This window comes from Devosia sp. ZW T5_3 (genome assembly GCF_044987315.1).
GTDB lineage: Bacteria > Pseudomonadota > Alphaproteobacteria > Rhizobiales > Devosiaceae > Devosia.
Map to the genome: position 1 here is coordinate 121,879 of NZ_JBJDRE010000013.1, position 21,586 is coordinate 143,464.

Here is a 21,586-nt window from a genome sequence, read left to right on the forward strand (position 1 = left end):
ACCGTGTCGCCATCCTGTTCGGCGCGGTGGGCCGGCCTGTGCTAGTAACCTGACTGTATTTGTCTGGTATTGTAAAATCCGGCGGTTTTGTACGAAACCATGGGAGATTTGCGTTTGTTCATCGGGCGGTAAGCATTGCGGTTGACGGCGCCGATCTAAACCTGAAATTGAAAGTCCACTTTGATATCAGGAGACCTTGCCTCATGCTGCGGCTGTTTGGCTTTTCCGCACCATTGGTTGCGGCATGCCTATCGATCCTCACCCTTGCGTCCGCCTCGGCACAGGACGGTCCGGCTTTTCCGATCACCATCGAGCATGCCTTGGGCACGACGGTCATTGCCGAAAAGCCCGAACGGGTGGCGACGGTGGCTTGGGCCAACCACGAAGTTCCACTGGCACTGGGCATCGTGCCGGTCGGCTTTGCCCGCGCCAATTTCGGCGACGACGATGGTGATGGACTTCTGCCCTGGGTCGCCGAAAAGCTGGCCGAACTCGGCGCCGGCACACCCGTGCTGTTCGACGAGGGTGATGGCATTGACTTCGAGGCCGTCGCTGCCACCCAGCCGGACGTGATCCTGGCCGCTTATTCCGGGCTCAGCCAGGCCGACTACGACACGCTGAGCCAGATCGCGCCGGTCATTGCCTTTCCCGATGCGCCGTGGTCCACCGATTGGCGCGGCATGATCCGCCTCAATAGTGCGGGGCTGGGCCTGTCCGCTGAAGGCGAAGCGCTGATCGCAAGCATCGAGGCCGAGATTGCGGCTGCGGTCGCCGGCCATCCCGAACTCAAGGACAGGGCGGCGCTGTTCGCCACCCATCTCAATGCGTCGGATCTCAGCGCCATCAACTTCTACACCACCAATGATACGCGGGTAAAATTCTTCGCCGATCTGGGCATGGCCTCGCCGCAAAGCGTTGTCGAGGCTACCGCGCCGGGCAAGTATTCGGGGTCGGTAAGCGCGGAACGGATCGACACTTTCGACGATGTCGACATCATCGTGACCTATGGTGACCAGCAGTTGCTGGACGCACTCAAGGCCAACCCGCTGCTGGCCAGAATGCCGGCCGTGGCGAATGGCGCATTGGTCATTCTGGGCGGCAATCCTGTGGGCACGGCAGCCAATCCGACACCGCTGTCGATCTCCTGGGTGCTCGATGACTATCTGACCCTGCTCGCCGAGGCGGCCAAGAAATCCCAATGACGGCACCCAGCCTGCATCCTACTGTCCGGCGATCCATCGCCGGGCGGTCCAATGGCTTGCGCAGCCTATGGCTCGTGGCGCTGGTGGTGCTCCTCGGCGGCCTTGGCGCTCTGTCGGTCACCATCGGTTCGCGTGACGTCGCCTGGGCCGACATTGCCGCGGCCCTGGCTGGCGGGCAGGACACGATCGGCCAAGCGGCGGTCGCGCTGCGCATTCCACGAACACTGCTGGCCGTGCTGGCTGGGTCGGCGCTCGGGCTTGCCGGTGCCGTCATGCAGGGCGTAACGCGCAATCCGCTCGCCGATCCCGGCATATTGGGGGTCAATACCGGCGCTTCGCTTGCGGTCGTCATCGGCGTGGCCTGGTTCAATATCAGCTCGGCCGATGCCTATATCTGGACTGCGATTGCCGGCGCCGGGCTGACGACGGCCTTTGTCTACACTATCGGCTCAATGGGACGCGGTGGCGCGACGCCGCTCAAGCTGGCGCTGGCCGGCGTCGCTACCTCGATTGCCTTTTCGTCGCTGGTGACGGCCGTGGTGCTGCCGCGCAACGACATCGCTGGAGGCATCCGGTCCTGGCAGATCGGCGGGGTAGGCGGGGCCACCTTCGAGCGCATTCTGCCAGTCATGCCGTTCCTGGCGGTGGGCCTCGCCATCGGCCTGCTTTCGGCCCGCCGCCTGAACTCGCTGGCCCTGGGCGACGACCTGGCGGCCGGGCTGGGCGAGCGGGTAGCCCTGGCCCGCGCAGTGGCGGCGCTTGGCGCGATTCTGCTCTGCGGGGCTACGACGGCGGTGTGCGGACCCATCGGCTTTCTGGGCCTGGTCGTGCCGCATCTCTGCCGCCTGCTGGTCGGGCCGGATTATCGCTGGCTATTGCCGTTTTCCACCCTGGGCGGCGCCTCCCTGCTGCTGGCTGCCGACATTGCCGGGCGCATCATCGCCCGGCCCGCCGAGCTTGATGTCGGCATCGTCACGGCCTTTATCGGTGCGCCATTCTTCGTCTGGGTGGTGATGCAGCAGCGGATCCGCGAACTGTGACAATGCCGTTGACCGCCACGCGCGCTCGCCAGTTGCGCTACCATCGGCTGGTGACCACCATTCTGCTGGCCCTGGTGGCGGTGCTCTTCGCGCTGACCCTGTCGCTGGGCCAATCCTTCACCCCGCCAAGCGACGTCATTCGCGTGCTGATGGGCGAGCAGGTGGGCGGCGCCAGCTTCACTGTGGGACAACTGCGCTTGCCGCGGGCGGTACTTGCGGTCCTCGCAGGGCTCAGCTTCGGGCTGGGCGGCGTCGCTTTCCAGATCATGCTGCGCAATCCGCTGGCCAGTCCGGACATTATCGGCATCAGCTCCGGCGCCAGCGCCGCCGCCGTTTTCGCCATTGTCGTGCTGTCGCTGAACGGGCCAGTGGTGTCGTTGTTCGCGGTCATCGCTGGCCTGGCCATCGCGCTGCTGGTCTATGCGCTGGCCTTTCGCAAAGGCGCGGGCGGAACAAGGCTGATCCTGATCGGCATCGGCATTTCGGCCATGCTGGAAAGCATGATTACCTATATCCTGTCCCAGGCGCCGGACTGGAACTTGCAGGAAGCGCAGCGCTGGCTGACTGGGAGTCTCAATGGCGCCCAACTCGGCCAGGCGCTGCCGCTTCTTGGCGCATTGGTGGTTTTCGGCGGCTTGCTGCTCAGCCGCACCCGCGAGCTTGAGCTGCTGCGGCTGGGCGATGATACGGCCGCCGCTTTGGGCGTTCAGGTCGGCCGCACGCGGGTCATTGTGATCATCGCTGCTGTCGGCATAATTGCTACGGCTACAGCGATAACCGGCCCGATCGCCTTCGTTGCCTTTCTCTCCGGCCCGATCGCCGCCCGCATCGTGGGGCCGCGCGGCTCGCTGCTGATCCCCGCCGCGCTGGTTGGCGGGATGCTGGTGCTGGCGGGCGATTATGCCGGCCAGTTCCTGCTGCCGACGCGTTACCCGGTCGGCGTGGTGACCGGAGCCTTGGGCGCGCCCTATCTCATTTATCTGATCGTGCGCGCCAACCGGGCAGGGAGCGGAGCCTGAGCTTACCTATCGATCAATCCGCGCCTGTTGCTGGGGTGGGTAGCGTTCGCCCTGAACCGCGATACCGGCAAAGGCCCGCTCTATCGTGGCAAGATCCTCCGCCGACAGTTCGATCGCCGCCGCACCGATATTTTCATCAAGGCGATGCAGCTTGGTCGTGCCCGGAATGGGCACAAAGCTGGGGCTTTGCGCCAGCACCCACGCGAGCGCGAGCTGGGCCGGCGTCACCTGCTTTTCCTTGGCGATACCAGCGAGAGTATCGATGACAGCCTGATTGGCCGCGCGGTTTTCCTCGCTGAAACGCGGTACCGAATTGCGGAAGTCGTTTTGCGTAAAGCTGGTGCCGGCATCGATTGTGCCGGTGAGGAAGCCCTTGCCGAGCGGACTGAATGGCACAAAGCCAATGCCGAGTTCGTCCAGCACCGGGATGATTTGCTCCTCCGGCTCGCGCCACCACAGCGAATATTCGCTCTGCAAGGCCGAAACCGGCTGCACGGCATGAGCGCGGCGGATATTGGCGACGCCGGCTTCGGACAGGCCGAAATACTTCACCTTGCCCTCAGCGATCAGTTCCTTGACCGTGCCGGCGACATCCTCCATCGGCACATTCGGATCGACGCGGTGCTGATAGAGCAGGTCAATGTAATCCGTCCGCAGCCGCTTGAGGGAGTCCTCGACCGTGGAGCGGATGAGCTCGGGCCGACTGTCCATGCCGCCGCCCTGGGGAATGTTGAAGCCGAATTTGGTGGCGATCACCACTTGGTCGCGGATCGGCTGCAAGGCCTCACCGACCACTTCCTCATTGGTATAGGGGCCATAGACCTGGGCCGTATCGAAGAAAGTGATCCCGCGCTCGAAGGCGCCCCGAATGACCTTGACGCCTTCCGCAGGTTCCAGCGGCACGCCGTAGGATTGACTGATGCCCATGCAGCCAAGCCCGATGGCGGAAACCTGCAGGCCGCTGGACCCAAGTTGTCGTTGTTTCATGTCGTTTCTCCTCACGCTATTGGAATGACCGGCCAAAAATTCAGCGGCTATATTGTTCGTCGCTGACCTGTTCCATCCATTCCACGACCTTGCCGTCGAGTTCTTCCTGGATGGCGATGTGGCTCATGGCAGTGTCGGGGCTGGCGCCATGCCAGTGCTTCTCATTGGGCGCAAATCGCACCACATCGCCGGGCAACATGGTTTCGATCGGCCCACCGTCTTTTTGCACGAGACCCCGCCCGCTCAGAATGATGAGCGTCTGCCCGAGCGGATGGATATGCCAGGCCGTGCGCGCTCCGGGCTCGAAGGTCACTATGTTGGCCGCCATGTCGCTGGGAGCCTCGACCCCATAAAGCGGGTCGATCCTGACGGTGCCGGTAAACCAGTCGCTGGGTCCTTTGGCGGACGGTTGCGAGCCTGCGCGTTGAATTTTCATCAGAGTTCCTCGTGTTGGCTACAAAGATAGGACCGCTTCCCGTCCTGATTAGTATGGTTATTTTTGTTGATCCTATGAATGGCATTCATGGACCGGCTTAGCTGTCGCAATTCATCATACAAGTCGAGGGACTTTGTATGTTGACTTCGGCGGCGCATTCTTGACAGTTTCCTCCGCAGTCCCGAGCGCTTGGCGCTGGCCATCTAGGAGGGGCGCCGGCTTGTCGTGGAGGACGAGGTCGGCGCGGACATGCATGAGGGAGGATACCATGTTTCAACTGCCTAAACTGGCGGCGACGGCGCTCGTCGCTGCAACCCTGATGGTCTCGACCGCCAGCGCCCAGACGGTGCTGCGCTCGTCCGATACCCATCCGGACGGCTATCCGACGGTCGAAGCGGTCAAGCATTTCGGCGAGCTGCTGAGCGAAAAGACCGGCGGCCGCTATTCGGTCGAAGTGTTTCACTCCGCCCAACTCGGCGAAGAAAAGGACACGATCGAACAAACCCAGTTTGGTGTGATCGATCTCAACCGCATCTCGATCGGCGCCTTCGGCACCCAGGTGCCCGAAGCAACGGTGACGCAACTGCCCTATATCTTCCGCTCCGCCGATCATTTCCATGCCGTACTGGATGGTCCGATCGGCGAAGAAATCCTGGCCGCGTTCGACGCCGTGGATGTGGTGGCGCTGGCCTTTTACGATGGCGGCGCCCGCTCGTTCTATAATAGCGAAAAGCCGATCAACACGCCGGCCGATATGGCGGGCATGAAGATGCGCGTCATGCAGTCCGACATTTTCGTTGATATGGTCGCGGCGTTTGGCGGCAATGCCACGCCCATGCCCTATGGCGAAGTCTATTCGGGCATCCAGACCGGCGTCATCGACGGGGCCGAGAACAATTACCCCAGCTATGACACTGCCGGCCACGCCGAAGTGGCCAAATTTTACTCGCTCGACGAGCACCTGATGGTGCCCGAAGTGCTGGTCATCTCCAAGATCGTCTGGGATGGGCTGACACCGGAAGACCAGGCGCTGTTCCGCGAAGCAGCCAAGGAATCGGTCGCCAAGCAGCGTGAGTTGTGGGCCGCCAAGGAAGTGGAATCCAAGGCCAAGGTGGAAGCGCTGGGCGCGGTGATCAATGAAGTCGACAAGGCGCCCTTCATCGAAGCGATGAAGCCGGTCTACGAGAAATACGTGACCGATCCCGAGCTGCAGGACCTGGTCGCCCGTATTCAGGCAACTGAGGGCTAGCTGGCAAGGTCTGCACCAATCTTGGGCCGCCACGATGGGCTCCCTCCCCCTTGAGGGGAGGGAACTGATCGAGGCCCGCGAGCATCAGCGCCAATGCTGGAGACTGAAGATGAAATCCTGGCTTATGCCGACCAGCCGCGTGCTGGGGCAGCTCTCAAACGCCATGCTCTGGATTGCCGGCGTCGGCCTCGTTTCCATGACCGCCATCGTCGCCTATCAGGTGTTCATGCGCTTCGTGATCAACCAGTCGCCGGCCTGGACCGAGGCGGGATCGATCATGATCATGACCTGGTTCATCTTTCTCGGCGCTGCCGTAGGCGTGCGTGAGAATTTCCATATGGGCTTCGACGTGCTGCTCTACGTGCTGCCGCCATCAGCCAAGCCGTGGCTGCGGGCTATCAGCGATGTCGCCGTGTTCTGCTTTGCCTTCGGCATGGCTTTTTATGGTGGCGAACTGGCGGTGCGCTACTGGTCGACCCGTATCCCGGTGCTCGGCCTGCCCACCGCCTTCACCTATTTCCCCATTGTGATCTCGGGCGCGCTGATGTGCCTGTTCGCCGCCGAGCGCATTCTGTTGCGCCTGGCTGGTGAGCCGGTCGACGACATCCCGGTCGATCCGACGATCACCGAGGCCTGACCTTTATGGAATATTGGATTCTCTTCGGCGTATTCACCGGGCTGATGGTGATCGGCACCCCGATCGCCTATTGCCTCGGTATCGCGAGCTTCGCCACCATCGTCTATCTCGGCCGGCCGGCCATCGTGGTGTTCCAGCAGCTCAATTCGGGCGTCTCGGCCTTTAGCCTCCTGGCCATCCCCTTCTTCATTTTCGCCGGCGACATGATGATGCGCGGTGGCATCGCGGCGCGCATCATCTCGTTTGCCGGCTCCATTATCGGGCATGTGCGGGGCGGGCTGGGGCAGGTCAATATCGCGGCCTCGACACTGTTCGGCGGCATTTCCGGCTCGGCCGTGGCGGAAGCCGCGGCTGTGGGCGGCATCATGATCCCGCAAATGAAAGCGCGCGGTTATGGCGCCGATTACGCGGTCAACGTTACCTCCATGGCAGCATTAATCGCCCTTTTGCTGCCGCCCAGCCACAACATGATCATCTATTCGCTCTCAGGCGGCGGCAATATTTCCATCGCGGACCTGTTCACGGCGGGCGTCATTCCGGGCCTGCTGCTGGCAGCAGTGCTGAGCGTCACAGCCTATCTTGTGGCGGTCAAACGGGGCTATCCCACCGAGCCCTTTCCCGGTTTCCGTAAAGCCGGCTACTTCTTCCTCGTCTCCATCCCCGGGCTGATGCTAATCGTCATCATCTTCGGCGGCGTGCGCTCGGGCATTTTCACAGCGACCGAAAGCTCTTGCATCGCAGTGCTTTACGCCCTGCTCGTGACGCTGGTCGTCTATCGTTCGCTGAACTGGAGCGAGTTCGTTCATTCAGTGCTGGGCGCAGTGCGCACCACGGCCATGGTGCTGTTTATCATCGGCGCGGCCGCCTCCTTTGCCTGGCTCATGGCCTATCTGAAAGTGGCGACGATCCTCACGGCGGGAATGGCGACGATCTCGTCCGACCCGCTGCTGGTGCTGCTGATGATCAATGTCGTGCTGCTGCTGCTCGGCACCTTCATGGATATGGGTCCACTGATCATCATCACCACCCCGATCTTCCTTCCCATGGTCAAAGCTTTCGGCGTCGATCCGGTGCATTTCGGGGTGATCATGATCCTCAATCTGGGCATCGGGTTGAATACGCCCCCGCTCGGGCCGGTGCAGTTCGTCGCCGCCGCGGTGGGCAAGATCACCGTGATGGAAGCGATGAAGAGCATCTGGCCGTTCTACCTGGCCGGAATCATCGTATTGGGGCTGGTGACCTATATTCCGGCGCTGTCGCTGTGGCTGCCGGCCTTGTTCAGGGGATAGCGATGAGCCTTTCGGGGAGTGATGCTGTCGCGGCGCGCCGGCCCAAGCTGGCGGATCTGGTGATCGACACGCTGCGCAAGCGCATCAGCACGGGTGAATACGATGCCAGCGGCAAGCTGCCGACCGAAAACCAGATGACCACCATATTCGGCGTCAGCCGGACGGTGGTGCGCGAGGCCATTGCGGCTCTGGCGGCCGATGGGCTGGTGCAATCGCGGCAGGGCGCCGGGGTGTTCGTGGTCGCCAATGCGGTGACGCCGTTCAACTCGATCGGGGCGGACAAATCCAACAAGATCTCGGTGGCCATCAATGTGCTTGAAGTGCGCATGGGTATCGAAATCGAAGCGGCCGGACTTGCCGCCACGCGGCGCAGCGCCAGCCAGGAAGCGGCAATCCAAGAGGCATGGAACGAGTTCGGCCGATTGCTGAAGCTGGGCATTCCCACCGGCAAGACCGATTTTGCCTTTCACCGGACCATCGCCGAAGCAACCAACAATCCGTTCTACATCGAGGTGCTGGACGGGCTGGGAAGCCGGACCATTCCCTGCGATGTGGCCTCGCCATGGGGCACCGAAAGCGTGTTGTCCTATGAGTACCAGGCTGGGCTGCAACGCGAGCACCTCGCCATTCTTCGGGCCATCTCGGCGCAGGACGCCGAGGCAGCACGCGAGGCGATGCGGCAGCATCTGTCGCTGAGCCAGGAACGCTATCGCCAGCGGCTCCGCCAACAATCCACGACCAAACAGGACTGACCATGACCACCGATTTCGACATCCGCTTTGCCATCGACCCGGTAAGCGCCGGCACCATGAATACCGATGAGCTGCGCGAGCATTTCCTGATCGAGGAATTGTTCACCCTGGGCGGCATCAACTGGACCTATACCCACTATGACCGCATGGCGGTGGGCGGGGCCATGCCAGGCGGCAAGGCGCTGCCGCTGGAGACGATCAAGCCGACCGGAACGGCCGGCTTCCTCGACCGACGGGAGCTGATCGCGGTCAATATCGGTGGGGCCGGAACGATTGCGGTAGATGGCACGGACCATCCTATTGCGCCCCGCGACATGCTCTATATCGGCATGGGCGCCGCCGAGGTGAGTTTTGCTTCGGCCGATGCCGGTACACCAGCCAAATTCTACCTGCTGAGCGCGCCGGCGCATGCGAGCCATCCAACCAAGTTGATCCGCCAGAGCGATGCCAAGCGGCTTGACCTGGGCAGCCAGGAAACGGCCAACGAGCGTTCCATCTTCCAATTCGTCAACGCCGATAGCGTCAAGACCTGCCAATTGGTGGTGGGCTTGACCAGTTTCGCGCCCGGTTCTGTATGGAACACCATGCCCGCCCACGTGCATGACCGGCGCATGGAGGCCTATCTCTATTTCGATCTCAAGCCCGATGCATTCGTCGTGCACCTGATGGGCGAGCCCACTGAAACGCGGCATCTGATCGTACGCAATGAGCAGGCCGTGCTGTCGCCACCCTGGTCGATCCATTCTGGCGCTGGCACCGGCGCCTATACCTTCATCTGGGCCATGGCTGGCGACAATGTCGACTATACCGACGTCGAAAAAATCGAGATGGACGAGCTCCGGTAATCAGCCGCCGGCACCCTGATAATTGCGCAGGCAATAACGCCAATGGAGCATGGCAAGACCAGCAGCAAGCGGCCCGGCCAACAGCGCCGCCGGGCCGGCCCAGGCGCCGAGCAGGGCCACGTCCTTGCCCAGGAAAACTGCGACCGGGACATAGCTCATGAAGCCCAGGGGAGCCACGCTCAGCATCAGCACCTGCAGCGGCAAGGGGAAGATGGTGAGGGGATAGCGGGCCAACTCCCAGAAGCCGAAGAAAATCTGGTAGAGATGGTTGGACTTGACCCAGATCAGCGCCGTGGCGCCGATCATGGTCATCACGGCAGCCACGATCATGGCCGCGCTGACGAGGCACCCGAGAAATAGCAGCAAGGACAGTGGCGTCCAGGCGATATCCACCTGGGTAAGGGCCCAACCCATCAGCCCGACGGCCAGCACGATATGGCCGGCATAGCCGATGTTGAGGCCGGAAAAAACGATATAGGTCCAGACGCCAATTGGCTTGACCAGAATGGCGTCCATAGTGCCCATGCGCACCTTTTCCTCCATCTCCCGAAACTGCACGAAGCTGAGCGAGGCGCCAAGCGAGTAGGCGAGGAGATGGAACGACAGGAGCAGGGCCATTTCCGGCCAGATCCAGCCGCCCAGCGCGCCGAAGCGAGCCAGGATGAGGGAGATGGCCGTGTACATGGAGCCATAAGCTGCGAACTGGGACAGCCAGCCCAGTATCATGGCACCCGGATATTCGGTCTTGCTCTTGATGAAGGTCCGCACGAGGGCGGGAATGATCACGCGAAGACGCGCCATGACGTTACCCTCCCTGCACGATGAGGCGGTGCCGCGCCCGGCCCCATAGCCAGATCAGGCACAGCAGGAGCGCGGCAAACCAGATAAGGCCGATGCCGAAATAGAGCAGTGTCTCCGCCACGCCCAGCTTTCCGATATAGACGGCCGCCGGATAGTAGGAGACCCAGGCAAAGGGCAGGTGTCCGGCAATGGCCGCTAGCCAGCCGGGGAAGAACCAGAGCGGCACCAGCCCGCCTGACAGCAGCGTCATGATGCTGTTGAAGAACCAGTCCAACGAGTCGGTGGTCATCAGCCAGAAGGCGGCCAGCCCCAACAGGGTGGTGAGCACAAACAGCATCATGAAGGACAGCGCCCAGAATGGCAGGAAAGCCAAGCCATGGAACAGGCTGGCCGGAGCAACGAGACCCGCCGTAAAACCGACAACGGCCGCAACCGGCAGGGTGATCGCGACAAGATCGAACAGGAAGTTGCCGAAGTGACTGGCCAGCAGATAGCCGGGATAATGCAGCGGCTTGAGCAGGTAGACCGCCACATCGCCCGATTTGACAGCAGTGCCGACATCCTTGAGCAGCCGGGAATAATCCCAATACAGCACCGGTCCGGCCAACAGGGCATAGGTGATCATCTGCGGCAGGGTCACGCCGTCGACGCTGGCAGTGCCGACCGCGCCGAACACCGACGCCCAGATGGCGATGCGCGCGACGATGAAGACCAGTTCGCCGAACATGCCGGCCCAGACCTGGTTGCGATAGGCCAGCCGCGCCTGGAAAGCATTGGCGGTGAAAGCGGGATAGGCGCTCGCCCTCATGACTACGCCCCGGCCAATTTGGACTTGTTCTGGTAAAAGGTGCGGATCACCTCCTCGATGTCGGGCTCTTCGAGCGCCACGTCGCTGAGGTCATAGCCCGAGCCGAGCTCGGTCAGCACGTTGAGGATGGAGATCTCGTCGCTGTCGAGCAGGAAATGCTTGGCGGCGCCTTCGTCGCTGACCAGTTGTGCCCCGGCCAGTGTAATCGCTCCGGGATCGGTGCCAAAGGTCAGGGTCAGCCGGCGGCGCGAACCGAGTGCAGCGCGCAACCGCGTCACCTCGCCGTCGAACAGCAGCTTGCCTTCATCGACCATGATGAGGCGGGGGCAGATTTCCTCGATATCCTGCAGGTCATGGGTGGTGAGGATGATGGTAGTGCCACGCTCGCGATTGAGCTTGGACAGGAATTTGCGCACCGCATCCTTGGCAACCACATCCAACCCGATTGTGGGCTCGTCGAGGAACAGGATCTTGGGATCGTGCAACAGCGCCATGGCGATCTCGGCGCGCATGCGCTGGCCCAGGCTAAGCTGGCGCACTGGGCGATCGAGATACCCACCCATTGCCAGCATGTCGCTGAGATAGGCGAGGTTGTCGGCGTAGCGAGCCGCCGGAATGTCGTAGATATGGCGGTTGAGCTCGAAACTGTCGCGCACCGGCAAATCCCACCAGAGCTGGCTGCGCTGGCCGAAGACCACGCCGATTTCGGCGGCATTGATCATGCGATGGCTGTGCGGCGCGCGGCCAAGTACGCTCAATGTGCCGCCGCTAGGCACGAGAATACCGGTCATCATCTTGATCATCGTCGACTTGCCGGCGCCATTGGGCCCGAGATAGCCCACCGCCTCACCGGCCGCGATGGTGAAGCTGATATCGGCGACCGCGTGGATTTCGGTATAATCGCGATTGAACAGGCCCTTGAGGGCCCCGCCCAGCCCGGAAAAGCGTTTGGGCTGGTGGAATGTCTTGCTGACGCCGCTCGCGGCAATAATCGCCGTCATCATCACCCCCATGTCTCCCGGCCTCCCCTTCTATGGGTTGAGTGCCGGGAGGTAATCGGTGCGCGATTCTGGCGCTGAGAACAATAGTTAGTGCCTGGCCATTTCCGGCCGCCAGTCAGCGGTGAGGTCGGCGACCGAGACGGCCTTGAGGGAGAGCTCGAACTGCTGGCGAGCCTCCGTCAAAGCCCTATTGGTCGCAGCGTTCGCGGCCCGGGCCAGTAGGCAGGTGGGTTCGTCCTCATCATTGCCGATGGCGAACAATTCGGGTGAGCCCAGCGCCTGGTAGATTTCCAGCAGCGAAATCCGGTCCAGCGGACGCGCCAGCGACCAGCCGCCGCCATGCCCCTTGGTCGCGGCAACGATGCCCGCCGAACGCAGGCCCGCCATGGTCCGGCGCACCACGGACGCGTTCGTTCCCAGCATGCTCGCGAGCAGGTCCGAGGTTGCAGGAGCCGCCATACCATGCAGGTGGAGGAGCGCATGCAGCACCCGGGACAGGCGGCTGTCTTGTCGCATGAAGGAGCAATCCCGCTATTCGTCGAAGTCTTGGTGCATGGGATGTTACATGGTTTTAAAACCAGACACCAATGCTGGCCGAAACTTCAATCGCTCCCCGCGGGAGGGGGTGAGAGGCCGCCCGGGCCTCCCACCTGTTGGGTCAGGCGAAGGCGTAGGAGCCGTCGGGGCGCTTGGGCACGCGGCGCTGCCAATGCACATAGCTGTCCTCTCCCATGGCCTTTTCGTCCATTTCGACGCCCCAGCCGGGACGATCCGGGCGCAGTTCTAGGTAGCCATCCTTAGGAAGATAAGGGTCGACCACATAGCGGGTGGCATCCTCGCGGCTTTCCACTTCTGTGCCGCCATAGACATAGCACTGGCCCACGGGCAGGCGGTATTCGAGGATCCTGAAGTTCTGTTGGGCGGCTGCGAAGTGCACATTGACCGCGGTGGCCAGCGGACCCATCGGGTTATGCGGTGCGACGCCCACGAAATGAGCCTCCGCCAGGGTCGCAATGCGCCGCATTTCGGAAATGCCACCGACCACGCAGATGTCGGGCTGGATGAGGTCGGCGCCCTTGACCTGCAGCAGGCGCAGGAATTCGTTGCGATTGTAGAGGGATTCCCCGGTTGCCAGGGTGCAGTTCAGGCCCTGGTTGAGATCGCCATAGAGCTCGATATTTTCGGGGCGGAGCGGCTCTTCGTAGAACAGGGGATCGTAGGGCGCCAGGGCATTGCCGAGTTGCCGGGCGGATTTGACGTCAAAAATCTTGGCATGGGCATCGAAGGCGATTTCATAGGTGGGATCGACCGCTTCGCGCACCTGGCGGAAATATTCGGCCGAGGTGCGCACGACTTCCCCCCAGCGATGGCTATTGAGCTCGAGCCGCCACGGGCTGAGCTTGAAAGCGGTAAAGCCCCATTCCGTGTTGAGGCGGTCGAGTTCCTCCTTGGCGGCGGGCACGTCGGGTGCGGTATAGACGCCAGCATAAACCTTGATGCGGTCGCGCACTTCTCCGCCCAGCATCTTGTAGACCGGCACGCCGCGCGCCTTGGCCGCCAGGTCCCATAGGCAATGATCGAGCCCGGAAATAGCCGCCAGCCCAAGCGCGCCCGGCGGGAAGCGGCATTGCTGGATCATGTAATTGACCAGATAGTCGACCCGCGACGGATCCTGCCCGGCCAGGAAATTGTAGAGATAGTCGAGGATGGGGGGCAGCGCGAGGTCGGGACCGTGATTGTAGCATTCGCCCCAGCCGGTCAGGCCGTCATCGGTGTCCAGCGCCACGATAACGCGCGGCCGGTCCTTGTCCCGGGTCACGAATACCCGCATGCGGTCGATTTTCATGGCAGTCTCCTTGTAGTGGGCCGGGCTGCAAGGGCGCGGCCAGAAATTCGTCATCTGTTATGCGGTGATCGCAGCGCCCTGCGGCCGGTAACCCAGGCTCCCCTCGCGCAGCATGCGCGTATAGGGATGTTGTACCTCGTTATCGATCATGGCCTGCCGGGTGGAAATTTCCACCAATTGCCCGTCCTTCATCACTGCGATGCGGTCGCAGAGGTGGGCGACGACGGCCATATCGTGGCTGACCAGCACATAGGTGAGGCCGGCGCGTTCCCGCAGATCCTTGAGCAGATTGAGAATTTCCGCCTGGATTGACACGTCGAGTGCCGAAGTCGGCTCATCGAGCAACAGGATTTCCGGCTCGAGAATAAGCGCCCGGGCGATGGCGACGCGCTGGCGCTGCCCGCCCGACAATTGGTGCGGATAGCGGAACCGGAAGCGCGTGGGCAGGCTGACCTGCTCCAGTGCCTTTTCCACCCGAGCGTCGCGGTCCCCGATAGCGTGCATGACCAGCGGTTCGAGCAGGATGCGGCCGATCGTGTGACGCGGATGCAATGAGCCAAACGGGTCCTGAAACACCATCTGCTGGCGGCGCAATTGCGCATGGCTCCGCTTTTCGGGGCGTACCTGTTCGCCGGCAATGCTGATGGCGCCTTGCCAGTTCTTCACTCGGCCGGCAATTGCCCCCAGCAAAGTGGATTTGCCGCAGCCGGATTCCCCGACCAGGCCGAAACACTCGCCCTTGGTCACGGCCATGTCGATGCCGCGCACTACATGGCTGGTTTTCGAGCCACGTCCGAACGAGATGGTGAGGTTTTCGATGGTGATCATGTCGTCGGTCACGGTCTAGCCCTCCGCCCAAGCAGGATCGCGGCGCAGCACAGCCAGCCGGTCCTTGGGGTGCAGCAGGCTGGGCAAGGCTTCCAGCAGGCCGCGCGTATAGGGGTGTGACGCCTGTTCGAGCTGGCTGGCCGGCAATTCCTCGACAATGCGGCCCCCGAACATGATGAGCACACGATCGCAGAAGCTGCGCACTAGGTTGAGATCGTGCGAGATGAACAGCAGGCCCATATTGTTGGCACTGACCAATTCGTCGAGAATGGCCAGCACTTGCTGGCGAACGGAAACATCCAGTGCCGAAGTCGGCTCGTCCGCAATGATGAGTGCCGGCCTGGTGATCAGCATCATCGAGATCATGATGCGCTGCCCCATGCCGCCGGAGACCTCGTGGGGGTAAAGTCCCATGACGCGCTCGGGTTCGCGGATATGCACTTTTTCTAGCATTTCCAGTGTGCGTTCGCGTGCCGCGCGCCGCGACAGCTTTTCGTGCAGGATTGCGGTTTCGGCGATCTGTTCGCCCACGGTCATCACCGGATTGAGCGAATATTTGGGGTCCTGCAGGATCATCGCCATGCTGTGCCCGCGGATTTCGCGCATACGCCGGTCACTGAGCGGCAGGATTTCTTCGCCACGAAACTGCAGGCGGTCCGCCGTGATACGGGTCGCCTTGGGCAGGAGGCGCATCAGTGCGCGTCCCGTCGTGCTCTTGCCCGAACCGGACTCCCCGATAATGCCGACCTTTTCGCGACCGACATCGAAATTGACGCCGCGTACGGCCGGCGCACTGGCGTGCAGCGATGGGAAGGTAACGGTGAGATTGCGGACCGACAGCAGGGGCGTGGCTTGATCAGGCATGTTTGGGATCCAGAATGTCACGCAGGCCATCGCCGAGCAGGTTGAAAGCCAGGCTGACAAGCAGGATGGCCATGCCGGGAATGGCGGTCAGCCACCAGGCATCGAGCAGATATTGCCGCCCCTGTGCGGCCATGGCGCCCCATTCGGGGGAGGGTGGCTGCGCGCCGAGGCCGAGGAAGCCCAGGCCGGCAGCCGTCAGGATGATCGAAGCCATGTTCAGCGTCAGCCGGATGACCACCGATGGTGCGCAAAGCGGCACGATGTAGCGGAACATGATGCGCAACACGCCCGCCCCCTGCAGCTCGGCGGCGACCACGAAATCGGCCTTGCGGAAGGTCAGCGTTTCAGCGCGCACCAGCCTGGCAACCGGCGGCCACACGGTGAGCGCAATGGCGATCACAGCGTTTTCAATGCCCGGCCCCAGCGCTGCCGAGAAAGCCAACGCCAGCACCAGGCTTGGGAAGGCCAGAAAAATGTCGGTGATGCGCATCAATACCGTGTCGGCCCAGCCGCCGACATAGCCGGCGGCCGCCCCGATGACGAAGCCGATCGGGCCCACGATCACGGTGACGAGAATGGCGATATAGAGCGTCGTCCTGGCGCCCCAGACCAGCCGCGAATAAACATCGCGTCCCAGTTCATCCGTGCCGAACCAATTCTGCCCGGAGGGAGGCAAGAGCGCCCACGCCAAATCCTGCTGCAAGGGGTCATGCGTCGCCACAAAGGGCGCGAGCCATGCCGCCAGCGTCAGCAGGATTACGAAGACCAAGCCGCCCAAAGCCAGCGGATTGGCGCTGAAGCGCAGCCAGGTGACATAGGCCTGATGGGCTCGCGCCTGGGCCGGCGAGCTGAAATCTTCGTTGAGGAGCCAGTCCCGCAGGCCATGGGATTTATGCGTCACGCTCATGTCAGCGGGTCCTCGGGTCGACGAAGCGATAGACCACGTCGGTCAGCAGGTTGATGAGGATGGAGATCAGCCCGATCAGCAGCACCGCGCCCAGAATGGCGTTCATATCCGCGTAGAACAGCGCCGCGGTCAGGTATTGCCCCAGGCCGGGCCAACCGAACACCGTCTCGATCAGCACGGCGCCATCAAGCAGCCCGCAAAAGGCCAGGGTAATCACAGTCAGCAACTGGACACGGATATTGCGGAAGGCGTGTTTCCAGATGATCGGCCGCTCGCCCAGGCCCTTGGCGCGGGCGGTGAGGATATATTCTTGGTTGAGCTGTTCGAGCATGAAGCTGCGGCTCATGCGGCTGAGATAGGCCATGGCGGCATAGCCCAGCAGCAGGGCAGGGGCGGCAATGTGGTGAACGGCGCTCCAGAACACTTCCCATTCGCCCGCCAGCAGGGCGTCCAGGATTAGCATGCCGGTGGGGCCGACAACGAGGCCATCATTGTAGAGATCGATGCGCCCGCCGCCGGGTATCCAGCCAAGCCGCGCATAAAAGATCAGCATAACCATGGTGCCGAGCCAGAAAATCGGCGCCGAATAGCCGAGCAGCGCCACGATCCGCCCGAGATGGTCGACCCAGGTGCCGCGCTTGACCGCTGAGGCAATGCCAAGCGGCACGCCCAGAACGGTGCCGATGACGATCGCCAGGATCGCTAGCTCCAGGGTTGCCGGAAACACCCTGGCCAGATCCGCCGCCACCGAATTGCGGGTGACGTTGGATTGGCCGAAATCGAAGCGCGCTATGCTCTGGAGATAGCTGAAAAACTGCTCCGGCACCGAGCGGTCGAGACCCAGTTCGCTATAGACGCGGTCATAGGCAGCCTGATCGTAGTTATCGCCCAAAATGGCGAGGACCGGATCGGCCGGGATCATCCGGCCGATGATGAAGGTCAGCAGCAGGAGACCGAACAGCGTGGTCAGGATTGCCGCACCCGAAGTCGCAATCTTCCGCAGGATGTCGGGCAGCGGATTATCTGCGGCCTTGCGGCTCGGTGCGGTCAGTTCAGGGCTGCTCACGTCGGTCTCCTGCGCTTGGCCTAGCTCTTGCTGACCGTGTCCCAGCGCGTCAGCCAGGTGGGGTGGCCCACATAGCCGCTGACGCGCTTGCTCACCGCCTTAACGTCGAAGCGCTCGAACGAGGTGATGAGGGCCGGGGAGCTTTTGAGGTAAAGCGCGTTGACCTCGGCATAGAGTTCGGCGCGTCGCGCTGGCTCGGTTTCGCGGGCAGCGGCCACGACGAGTTCCTGCAATTCCTTGGGCACATCCCAGGCCGAGCGCCAAGCCAGAAGACCGCTCAGTGGCGCGCCATCGCTGTTGTCGGCATTGGTGGCATAGGATTGCAGGATGGCATGGGGATCGGGCAGGCGCTCGCCGCTACGGCCCATGAAAATATCGAAATTGCGCTCACGGAAGCGGCTGAGATAGTCGCCCATCTGCAGATCGAGTGTGATGCCGGCCTTCGCGGCATTGGCCTGCAGCGACTGCGCAAATTCGAAATAGGGTGTGCCCGGCCCAATATAGAGCACCTTGGAGAACCCATCCGGATAGCCCGCTTCGGCGAGCAGTTCCTTCGCCTTCTCGATATCGAGGCTATAGGGCATGTCGTCGAGGAAGCCCGGCAACCCGCCGGGAACGACGGTCTGACTCTTGTGCCCATAATACCGCATGATCGTGCTGGCGAGCCCGTCATAATCAATGAGGTAGCGGAAGGCCTCGCGCACTTGCGGGATCGAGAGGATGTCGTCCTTCTGGTTGAGGGCGACATAGTAGAATCCAAAACCCTGCACCTTCTGGATATCGATTGTGCCGGCCTTCTCAAAGACATCGAGATCGGTCGAGGACAGGCGGGTCGCCACGTCCAGATCGCCCGTGTCCAGCTGCAGGCGCTGCACCGAGGATTCAGGCATGTGCCGCATGATGACCCGGCGCATGGCCGGAGCGCCGTTCCAGTAGGTGGCGAAGGCGTCGGCCATCATGATGTCGTTGGCGCGCCAGGTGCGCAGCGAAAAGGGACCGCTGCCCGCGTCGGACGCCTGCAGATAAGCCCGGCCCAGATCGCCATCCTGTTCCTTGTCGGCGAGGAAAGCGCGATCGACGATCGAACAGGCCGAACTGGCCAGCGAGCCCAGGATCAGACCCGGACTCCAGGGTTCGGGCGTTTCGACCACCAGCGTGCGCGCATCGGTGGCGCGGATCAGGGTGTCGACATTGCTCTCGTTATATCCCCATTGGCGCAGGTCGATGGCCGGGGCCAGGCCCAGCTTGACCAGCCGCGCCAGCGACCAGGCGGCGTCTTCAGCCGTCAGCGGATTGCCCGAGTGAAAGGTAACGCCCTCGCGAAGGGTGAAGGTGAATGTCTTGCCATCCTCGGAAATCGTCCAGGCTTCGGCGAGCTGCGGCTTGGCTTCATTGAGCGCATCGGGCTCGAAATAGACCAGCCGGTCATAAAGATTGGCCAGGATTTCGGCGGATTCGATCTGGTTGGCTTCATGCGGATCAAGGCCGCGCATCGAGCCCATATTGATGGCGATGACGAGTTGGTCGGGCGGCGTGGCCGCAAAGGCAGGCGAACCGTACATCGCGGCGGCAACAGCGCCCATGGCAACGCCGGCCAGAAACTGACGTCTATACATATCGATTTTCCTCCCGTTTTCGATCCAGCGGCGCTCGTTTGTCATCGACACCATATCAGATCTGGTATATCAGATTTCACATACTGGTTGTCGCGTCAACTGGAGACCGCGAATTTGTTGGAAAGAACGATGCCGCCCGGTGATGCCTCGGAAGCCATTCTGGTGCGCATTTTGTTCGCCGGACACGCGCTTGCCGCGGCAATGCGCGACGGCGCTCATTCCAGGCTGGAGGTGGGGCCGTGTGTTGCGGACCGGCCAAAGTTATCTCAATCTCGTTTCAAGACTAAGCAAGGACTACGATAGTGACCGATCGGATGGCTTCAGTACGGGCGGCCCTCAAAGGGATTTCAGGGGTTCCGGTAACCCCCTATAGCGCCGATGGCGAGGTGAACATTTCGCTCCTCACCGCATTGATTGCGCGGCTGGCCGGGGCTGGCATTCACAACCTGATGGCCGCCGGAAATACCGGCGAGTTCTTCTCGCTCTCGCTCGATGAAATCCGCCGGGTGCATGCGACCACGATTGCGGCGGCGGAGGGCAAATGCCTGATCAGCGCGGCGGTCGGCCGCTCGCTGGTCGAAGCCAAGGCGCTGGCCCGCGATGCCATTGCTGCCGGCGCAGGCGCGATCATGGGGCATCATCCGATGGACCCCTTTGCGGGCCCGGCCGCACAAGCCGATTACTTCCTGGAACTGGCCGACGCCTCGAGCGTGCCATTCATCGCCTATGTCCGGACCGATACCTTCTCGGTCGACGACTTCCGCCGGCTGGCCGCGCACGAAAATGTCGCCGGCGTCAAATTCGCCTCGACCAATCTGATGCTGCTGGCCGAGGTGATCCGTTCCACCGAAGACTTGCCTGCAATCTGGGTGTGCGGCTTGGCCGAAGCCTGGGCCCCGGCCTTCTACGCCATCGGTGCCCAAGGCTTTACCTCCGGCTTCGTCAATGTTTTCCCTGAAATCTCGCTGCAGGTGCATGCGGCGCTGGTCAGCGGCGATTTCGCGGCTGCCCGCAAGCTCATCAACCGGCTCGCCCAGTTCGAGGAATTGCGCACCCATTACCGGAACGGATCGAACGTTACCGTGGTGAAAGAAGCTTTGGCCATGATGGGCATGGATGTTGGCGCCGTGCGCCTGCCGGGCGTACCCGCTCTCTCCGAAGCCGAACGCGCCACCTTGCGCGGTATCATCGAGGCGCAACGCGGCAAGTAGGACGGTCTAGAACCGCTCTTGGGTTTCTTCTCCCGGCAGGTCTGCCCAGCAATTGACCCAGGGCAGGCGGCTCTCGATGCCGTAATGGCCCTCGGGCTCAACCTGTTCGGGGTGGTCAAGCGAGCCCACAGTCAGGCGCAGATAGGCGTCGCCGTCATAGTCGAGCAAGAGCGGCGAGCCACAGTCCGGGCAAAAGCCACGAACGGCGATTGGCGATGATCGATAGATAGCCGGCGGGTCAGCTTCCCAATGCAGATCGGCCTGCCGAACGCGCACCAGGATGGCGAAGGGGCCACCCGTCGCCTTCTTGCACATGTTGCAATGGCATAATCCGACCGCAACAGGATCGGCGTCGAAATGATAGCGTCGTCTGCCGCATAGGCAGCCACCGGTCCAGCGCATCGGAGCCTCCTGGCCAGCCAACGCGCAACGAAACTGACGCTTCCTCCTGACCGCAGCTGCCAGATTTTAAGATTTGTCCGACGGAACCGGATCAGTAGCGGCAGCTATGGTGCCGGCGGGGTTCGCGTGCTGAGACGCAGACTCAGTGGGTAATGGCGTTTCGGCAATTTCGTCGGGGCGCAGAGCGCCGCTTTCCAGCAGTGCTACTATTTCCGCGGCTTCATGCTGGGCCATGCCCTCATAGGGATGGCCCGCAATCACAATGACGCGGTCGCTCGAAATTTCATAGACCTGCCACAGATCTTCGTCTTGAAGACGTTTGTCGTATCTAGTCACCATGGGCGCGGCGGCGCGGCTCCTGAAACTCGGTCATGCAAAATGTGCATGCGAAAATAACTTGGCCGAAAACGCGTCAACAAAAAGGCCCGTTGATACGGCGATCTGCGTGCATGAGCGGCCTGCTTAAATATCTATCAAACCGTTATTGTATAGAACAGCGGCTGCCTTAGAAATATTAACAAATACGCTGGAGCGAATATAGGTAACTATTGTTGACGTAAAAAACTGCGCAGACTTTTGCTTGTTCGAGGATGATGATACGTATGACGATTTTCGTCGCCCCATAAAATGTACAAATACACAATTGACGGGCTGTGGGAAGGTTGCGGCGATCCCAGCGTTTTGAAATTTTGCGTTAGGCCACAGCTAACTTTGATTGCACCAAACAAGTTGCGAATCGCCCCCAAGGTGCGGAACGTACCTCATAGACGACTCGGGACA

23 protein-coding genes are annotated in these 21,586 nt (G+C 61.9%); 9 read left to right on the plus strand and 14 right to left on the minus strand.

From position 1 onward, the window contains the following. Positions 1 to 203 precede the first annotated feature (203 nt). The 3 genes from ACI3KW_RS16740 to ACI3KW_RS16750 are packed head-to-tail and all read left to right on the plus strand — an operon-like array spanning position 204 to position 3,261. On the plus strand, positions 204 to 1,202 hold the full coding sequence (locus tag ACI3KW_RS16740) for an ABC transporter substrate-binding protein (RefSeq protein ID WP_404849028.1): 999 nt from the start codon (positions 204 to 206) through the stop codon (positions 1,200 to 1,202). After that, positions 1,199 to 2,242, plus strand: coding sequence for a FecCD family ABC transporter permease (locus ACI3KW_RS16745; protein WP_404849029.1), 1,044 nt, complete (start codon positions 1,199 to 1,201; stop codon positions 2,240 to 2,242). Before ACI3KW_RS16740 ends, ACI3KW_RS16745 begins: the two co-directional genes overlap by 4 nt. Before the next feature lie 2 nt (positions 2,243 to 2,244). After that, entirely contained in the window at positions 2,245 to 3,261 is a 1,017-nt protein-coding gene (locus ACI3KW_RS16750; RefSeq protein WP_404849030.1) for a FecCD family ABC transporter permease, read from the plus strand. Positions 3,262 to 3,267: 6 nt separating this feature from the next. On the opposite strand, the gene ACI3KW_RS16755 is transcribed toward ACI3KW_RS16750, so the two are convergent. Further along, a complete protein-coding gene (locus tag ACI3KW_RS16755) occupies positions 3,268 to 4,248 on the minus strand; it encodes an aldo/keto reductase (protein ID WP_404849031.1) in 981 nt (326 codons plus the stop codon). A gap of 40 nt (positions 4,249 to 4,288) precedes the next feature. Further along, positions 4,289 to 4,684, minus strand: coding sequence for a cupin domain-containing protein (locus ACI3KW_RS16760; RefSeq protein WP_262169233.1), 396 nt, complete (start codon positions 4,682 to 4,684; stop codon positions 4,289 to 4,291). A 268-nt stretch (positions 4,685 to 4,952) separates the two neighbouring features. On the opposite strand from ACI3KW_RS16760, the gene ACI3KW_RS16765 reads away from it, so the two are divergent. The 5 genes from ACI3KW_RS16765 (at position 4,953) to kduI (ending at position 9,456) form a co-directional block, all read left to right on the plus strand. Continuing rightward, positions 4,953 to 5,933, plus strand: a complete 981-nt coding sequence (locus tag ACI3KW_RS16765; protein WP_404849032.1) for a TRAP transporter substrate-binding protein — start codon at positions 4,953 to 4,955, stop codon at positions 5,931 to 5,933. 109 nt (positions 5,934 to 6,042) lie between these two features. Next, a complete protein-coding gene (locus tag ACI3KW_RS16770; RefSeq protein WP_404849033.1) occupies positions 6,043 to 6,570 on the plus strand; it encodes a TRAP transporter small permease in 528 nt (175 codons plus the stop codon). Positions 6,571 to 6,575: 5 nt separating this feature from the next. After that, positions 6,576 to 7,859 carry a TRAP transporter large permease gene (locus tag ACI3KW_RS16775; protein WP_404849034.1) on the plus strand — a complete coding sequence of 428 codons (1,284 nt, stop codon included), beginning with the start codon at positions 6,576 to 6,578 and terminating at the stop codon, positions 7,857 to 7,859. A gap of 2 nt (positions 7,860 to 7,861) precedes the next feature. Next, on the plus strand, positions 7,862 to 8,611 hold the full coding sequence (locus tag ACI3KW_RS16780) for a FadR/GntR family transcriptional regulator (protein WP_404849035.1): 750 nt from the start codon (positions 7,862 to 7,864) through the stop codon (positions 8,609 to 8,611). 2 nt (positions 8,612 to 8,613) lie between these two features. After that, positions 8,614 to 9,456 carry a 5-dehydro-4-deoxy-D-glucuronate isomerase gene (gene kduI / locus ACI3KW_RS16785; RefSeq protein WP_404849036.1) on the plus strand — a complete coding sequence of 281 codons (843 nt, stop codon included), beginning with the start codon at positions 8,614 to 8,616 and terminating at the stop codon, positions 9,454 to 9,456. On the opposite strand, the gene ACI3KW_RS16790 is transcribed toward kduI, so the two are convergent. The 10 genes from ACI3KW_RS16790 to ACI3KW_RS16835 all read right to left on the minus strand — a co-directional run bounded on the left by ACI3KW_RS16790 (position 9,457) and on the right by ACI3KW_RS16835 (position 19,193). Next, entirely contained in the window at positions 9,457 to 10,257 is an 801-nt protein-coding gene (locus ACI3KW_RS16790; RefSeq protein ID WP_113122424.1) for an ABC-2 family transporter protein, read from the minus strand. 4 nt (positions 10,258 to 10,261) lie between these two features. Continuing rightward, on the minus strand, positions 10,262 to 11,065 hold the full coding sequence (locus tag ACI3KW_RS16795) for an ABC transporter permease (RefSeq protein ID WP_404849037.1): 804 nt from the start codon (positions 11,063 to 11,065) through the stop codon (positions 10,262 to 10,264). Positions 11,066 to 11,067: 2 nt separating this feature from the next. Continuing rightward, entirely contained in the window at positions 11,068 to 12,066 is a 999-nt protein-coding gene (locus ACI3KW_RS16800) for an ATP-binding cassette domain-containing protein (protein ID WP_404849038.1), read from the minus strand. Positions 12,067 to 12,153: 87 nt separating this feature from the next. Continuing rightward, positions 12,154 to 12,582 (minus strand): Rrf2 family transcriptional regulator, encoded by a 429-nt coding sequence (locus tag ACI3KW_RS16805; RefSeq protein ID WP_404849039.1) that lies wholly within the window; start codon positions 12,580 to 12,582, stop codon positions 12,154 to 12,156. A gap of 142 nt (positions 12,583 to 12,724) precedes the next feature. Beyond that, the gene (locus tag ACI3KW_RS16810) at positions 12,725 to 13,912 is read right to left on the minus strand and encodes a galactarate dehydratase (protein WP_404849040.1); all 1,188 of its coding nucleotides are present in this window, start codon (positions 13,910 to 13,912) and stop codon (positions 12,725 to 12,727) included. Positions 13,913 to 13,969: 57 nt separating this feature from the next. Then, positions 13,970 to 14,740: an ABC transporter ATP-binding protein gene (locus ACI3KW_RS16815; protein WP_404849061.1), complete on the minus strand. Its 771-nt coding sequence runs from the start codon at positions 14,738 to 14,740 to the stop codon at positions 13,970 to 13,972. 15 nt (positions 14,741 to 14,755) lie between these two features. Beyond that, a complete protein-coding gene (locus ACI3KW_RS16820) occupies positions 14,756 to 15,604 on the minus strand; it encodes an ABC transporter ATP-binding protein (protein WP_262169213.1) in 849 nt (282 codons plus the stop codon). Further along, positions 15,597 to 16,511: an ABC transporter permease gene (locus ACI3KW_RS16825; protein ID WP_404849041.1), complete on the minus strand. Its 915-nt coding sequence runs from the start codon at positions 16,509 to 16,511 to the stop codon at positions 15,597 to 15,599. The genes ACI3KW_RS16820 and ACI3KW_RS16825 overlap by 8 nt, the downstream gene beginning before the upstream one ends. Before the next feature lies 1 nt (position 16,512). Continuing rightward, positions 16,513 to 17,577: an ABC transporter permease gene (locus tag ACI3KW_RS16830; RefSeq protein WP_404849042.1), complete on the minus strand. Its 1,065-nt coding sequence runs from the start codon at positions 17,575 to 17,577 to the stop codon at positions 16,513 to 16,515. Between the two features lie 20 nt (positions 17,578 to 17,597). Further along, a complete protein-coding gene (locus tag ACI3KW_RS16835; protein WP_404849043.1) occupies positions 17,598 to 19,193 on the minus strand; it encodes an ABC transporter substrate-binding protein in 1,596 nt (531 codons plus the stop codon). Between the two features lie 314 nt (positions 19,194 to 19,507). Between ACI3KW_RS16835 and ACI3KW_RS16840 the strand changes: the two genes are divergently transcribed. Further along, positions 19,508 to 20,404, plus strand: coding sequence for a dihydrodipicolinate synthase family protein (locus ACI3KW_RS16840; RefSeq protein ID WP_404849062.1), 897 nt, complete (start codon positions 19,508 to 19,510; stop codon positions 20,402 to 20,404). Positions 20,405 to 20,410: 6 nt separating this feature from the next. Here ACI3KW_RS16840 and ACI3KW_RS16845 read toward each other — a convergent pair whose 3' ends face one another. Together ACI3KW_RS16845 and ACI3KW_RS16850 are read right to left on the minus strand one after the other, a co-directional pair. Continuing rightward, on the minus strand, positions 20,411 to 20,806 hold the full coding sequence (locus ACI3KW_RS16845) for a GFA family protein (protein WP_404849044.1): 396 nt from the start codon (positions 20,804 to 20,806) through the stop codon (positions 20,411 to 20,413). A gap of 66 nt (positions 20,807 to 20,872) precedes the next feature. Next, positions 20,873 to 21,142 carry a hypothetical protein gene (locus ACI3KW_RS16850; RefSeq protein ID WP_404849045.1) on the minus strand — a complete coding sequence of 90 codons (270 nt, stop codon included), beginning with the start codon at positions 21,140 to 21,142 and terminating at the stop codon, positions 20,873 to 20,875. Positions 21,143 to 21,586 lie beyond the last annotated feature (444 nt).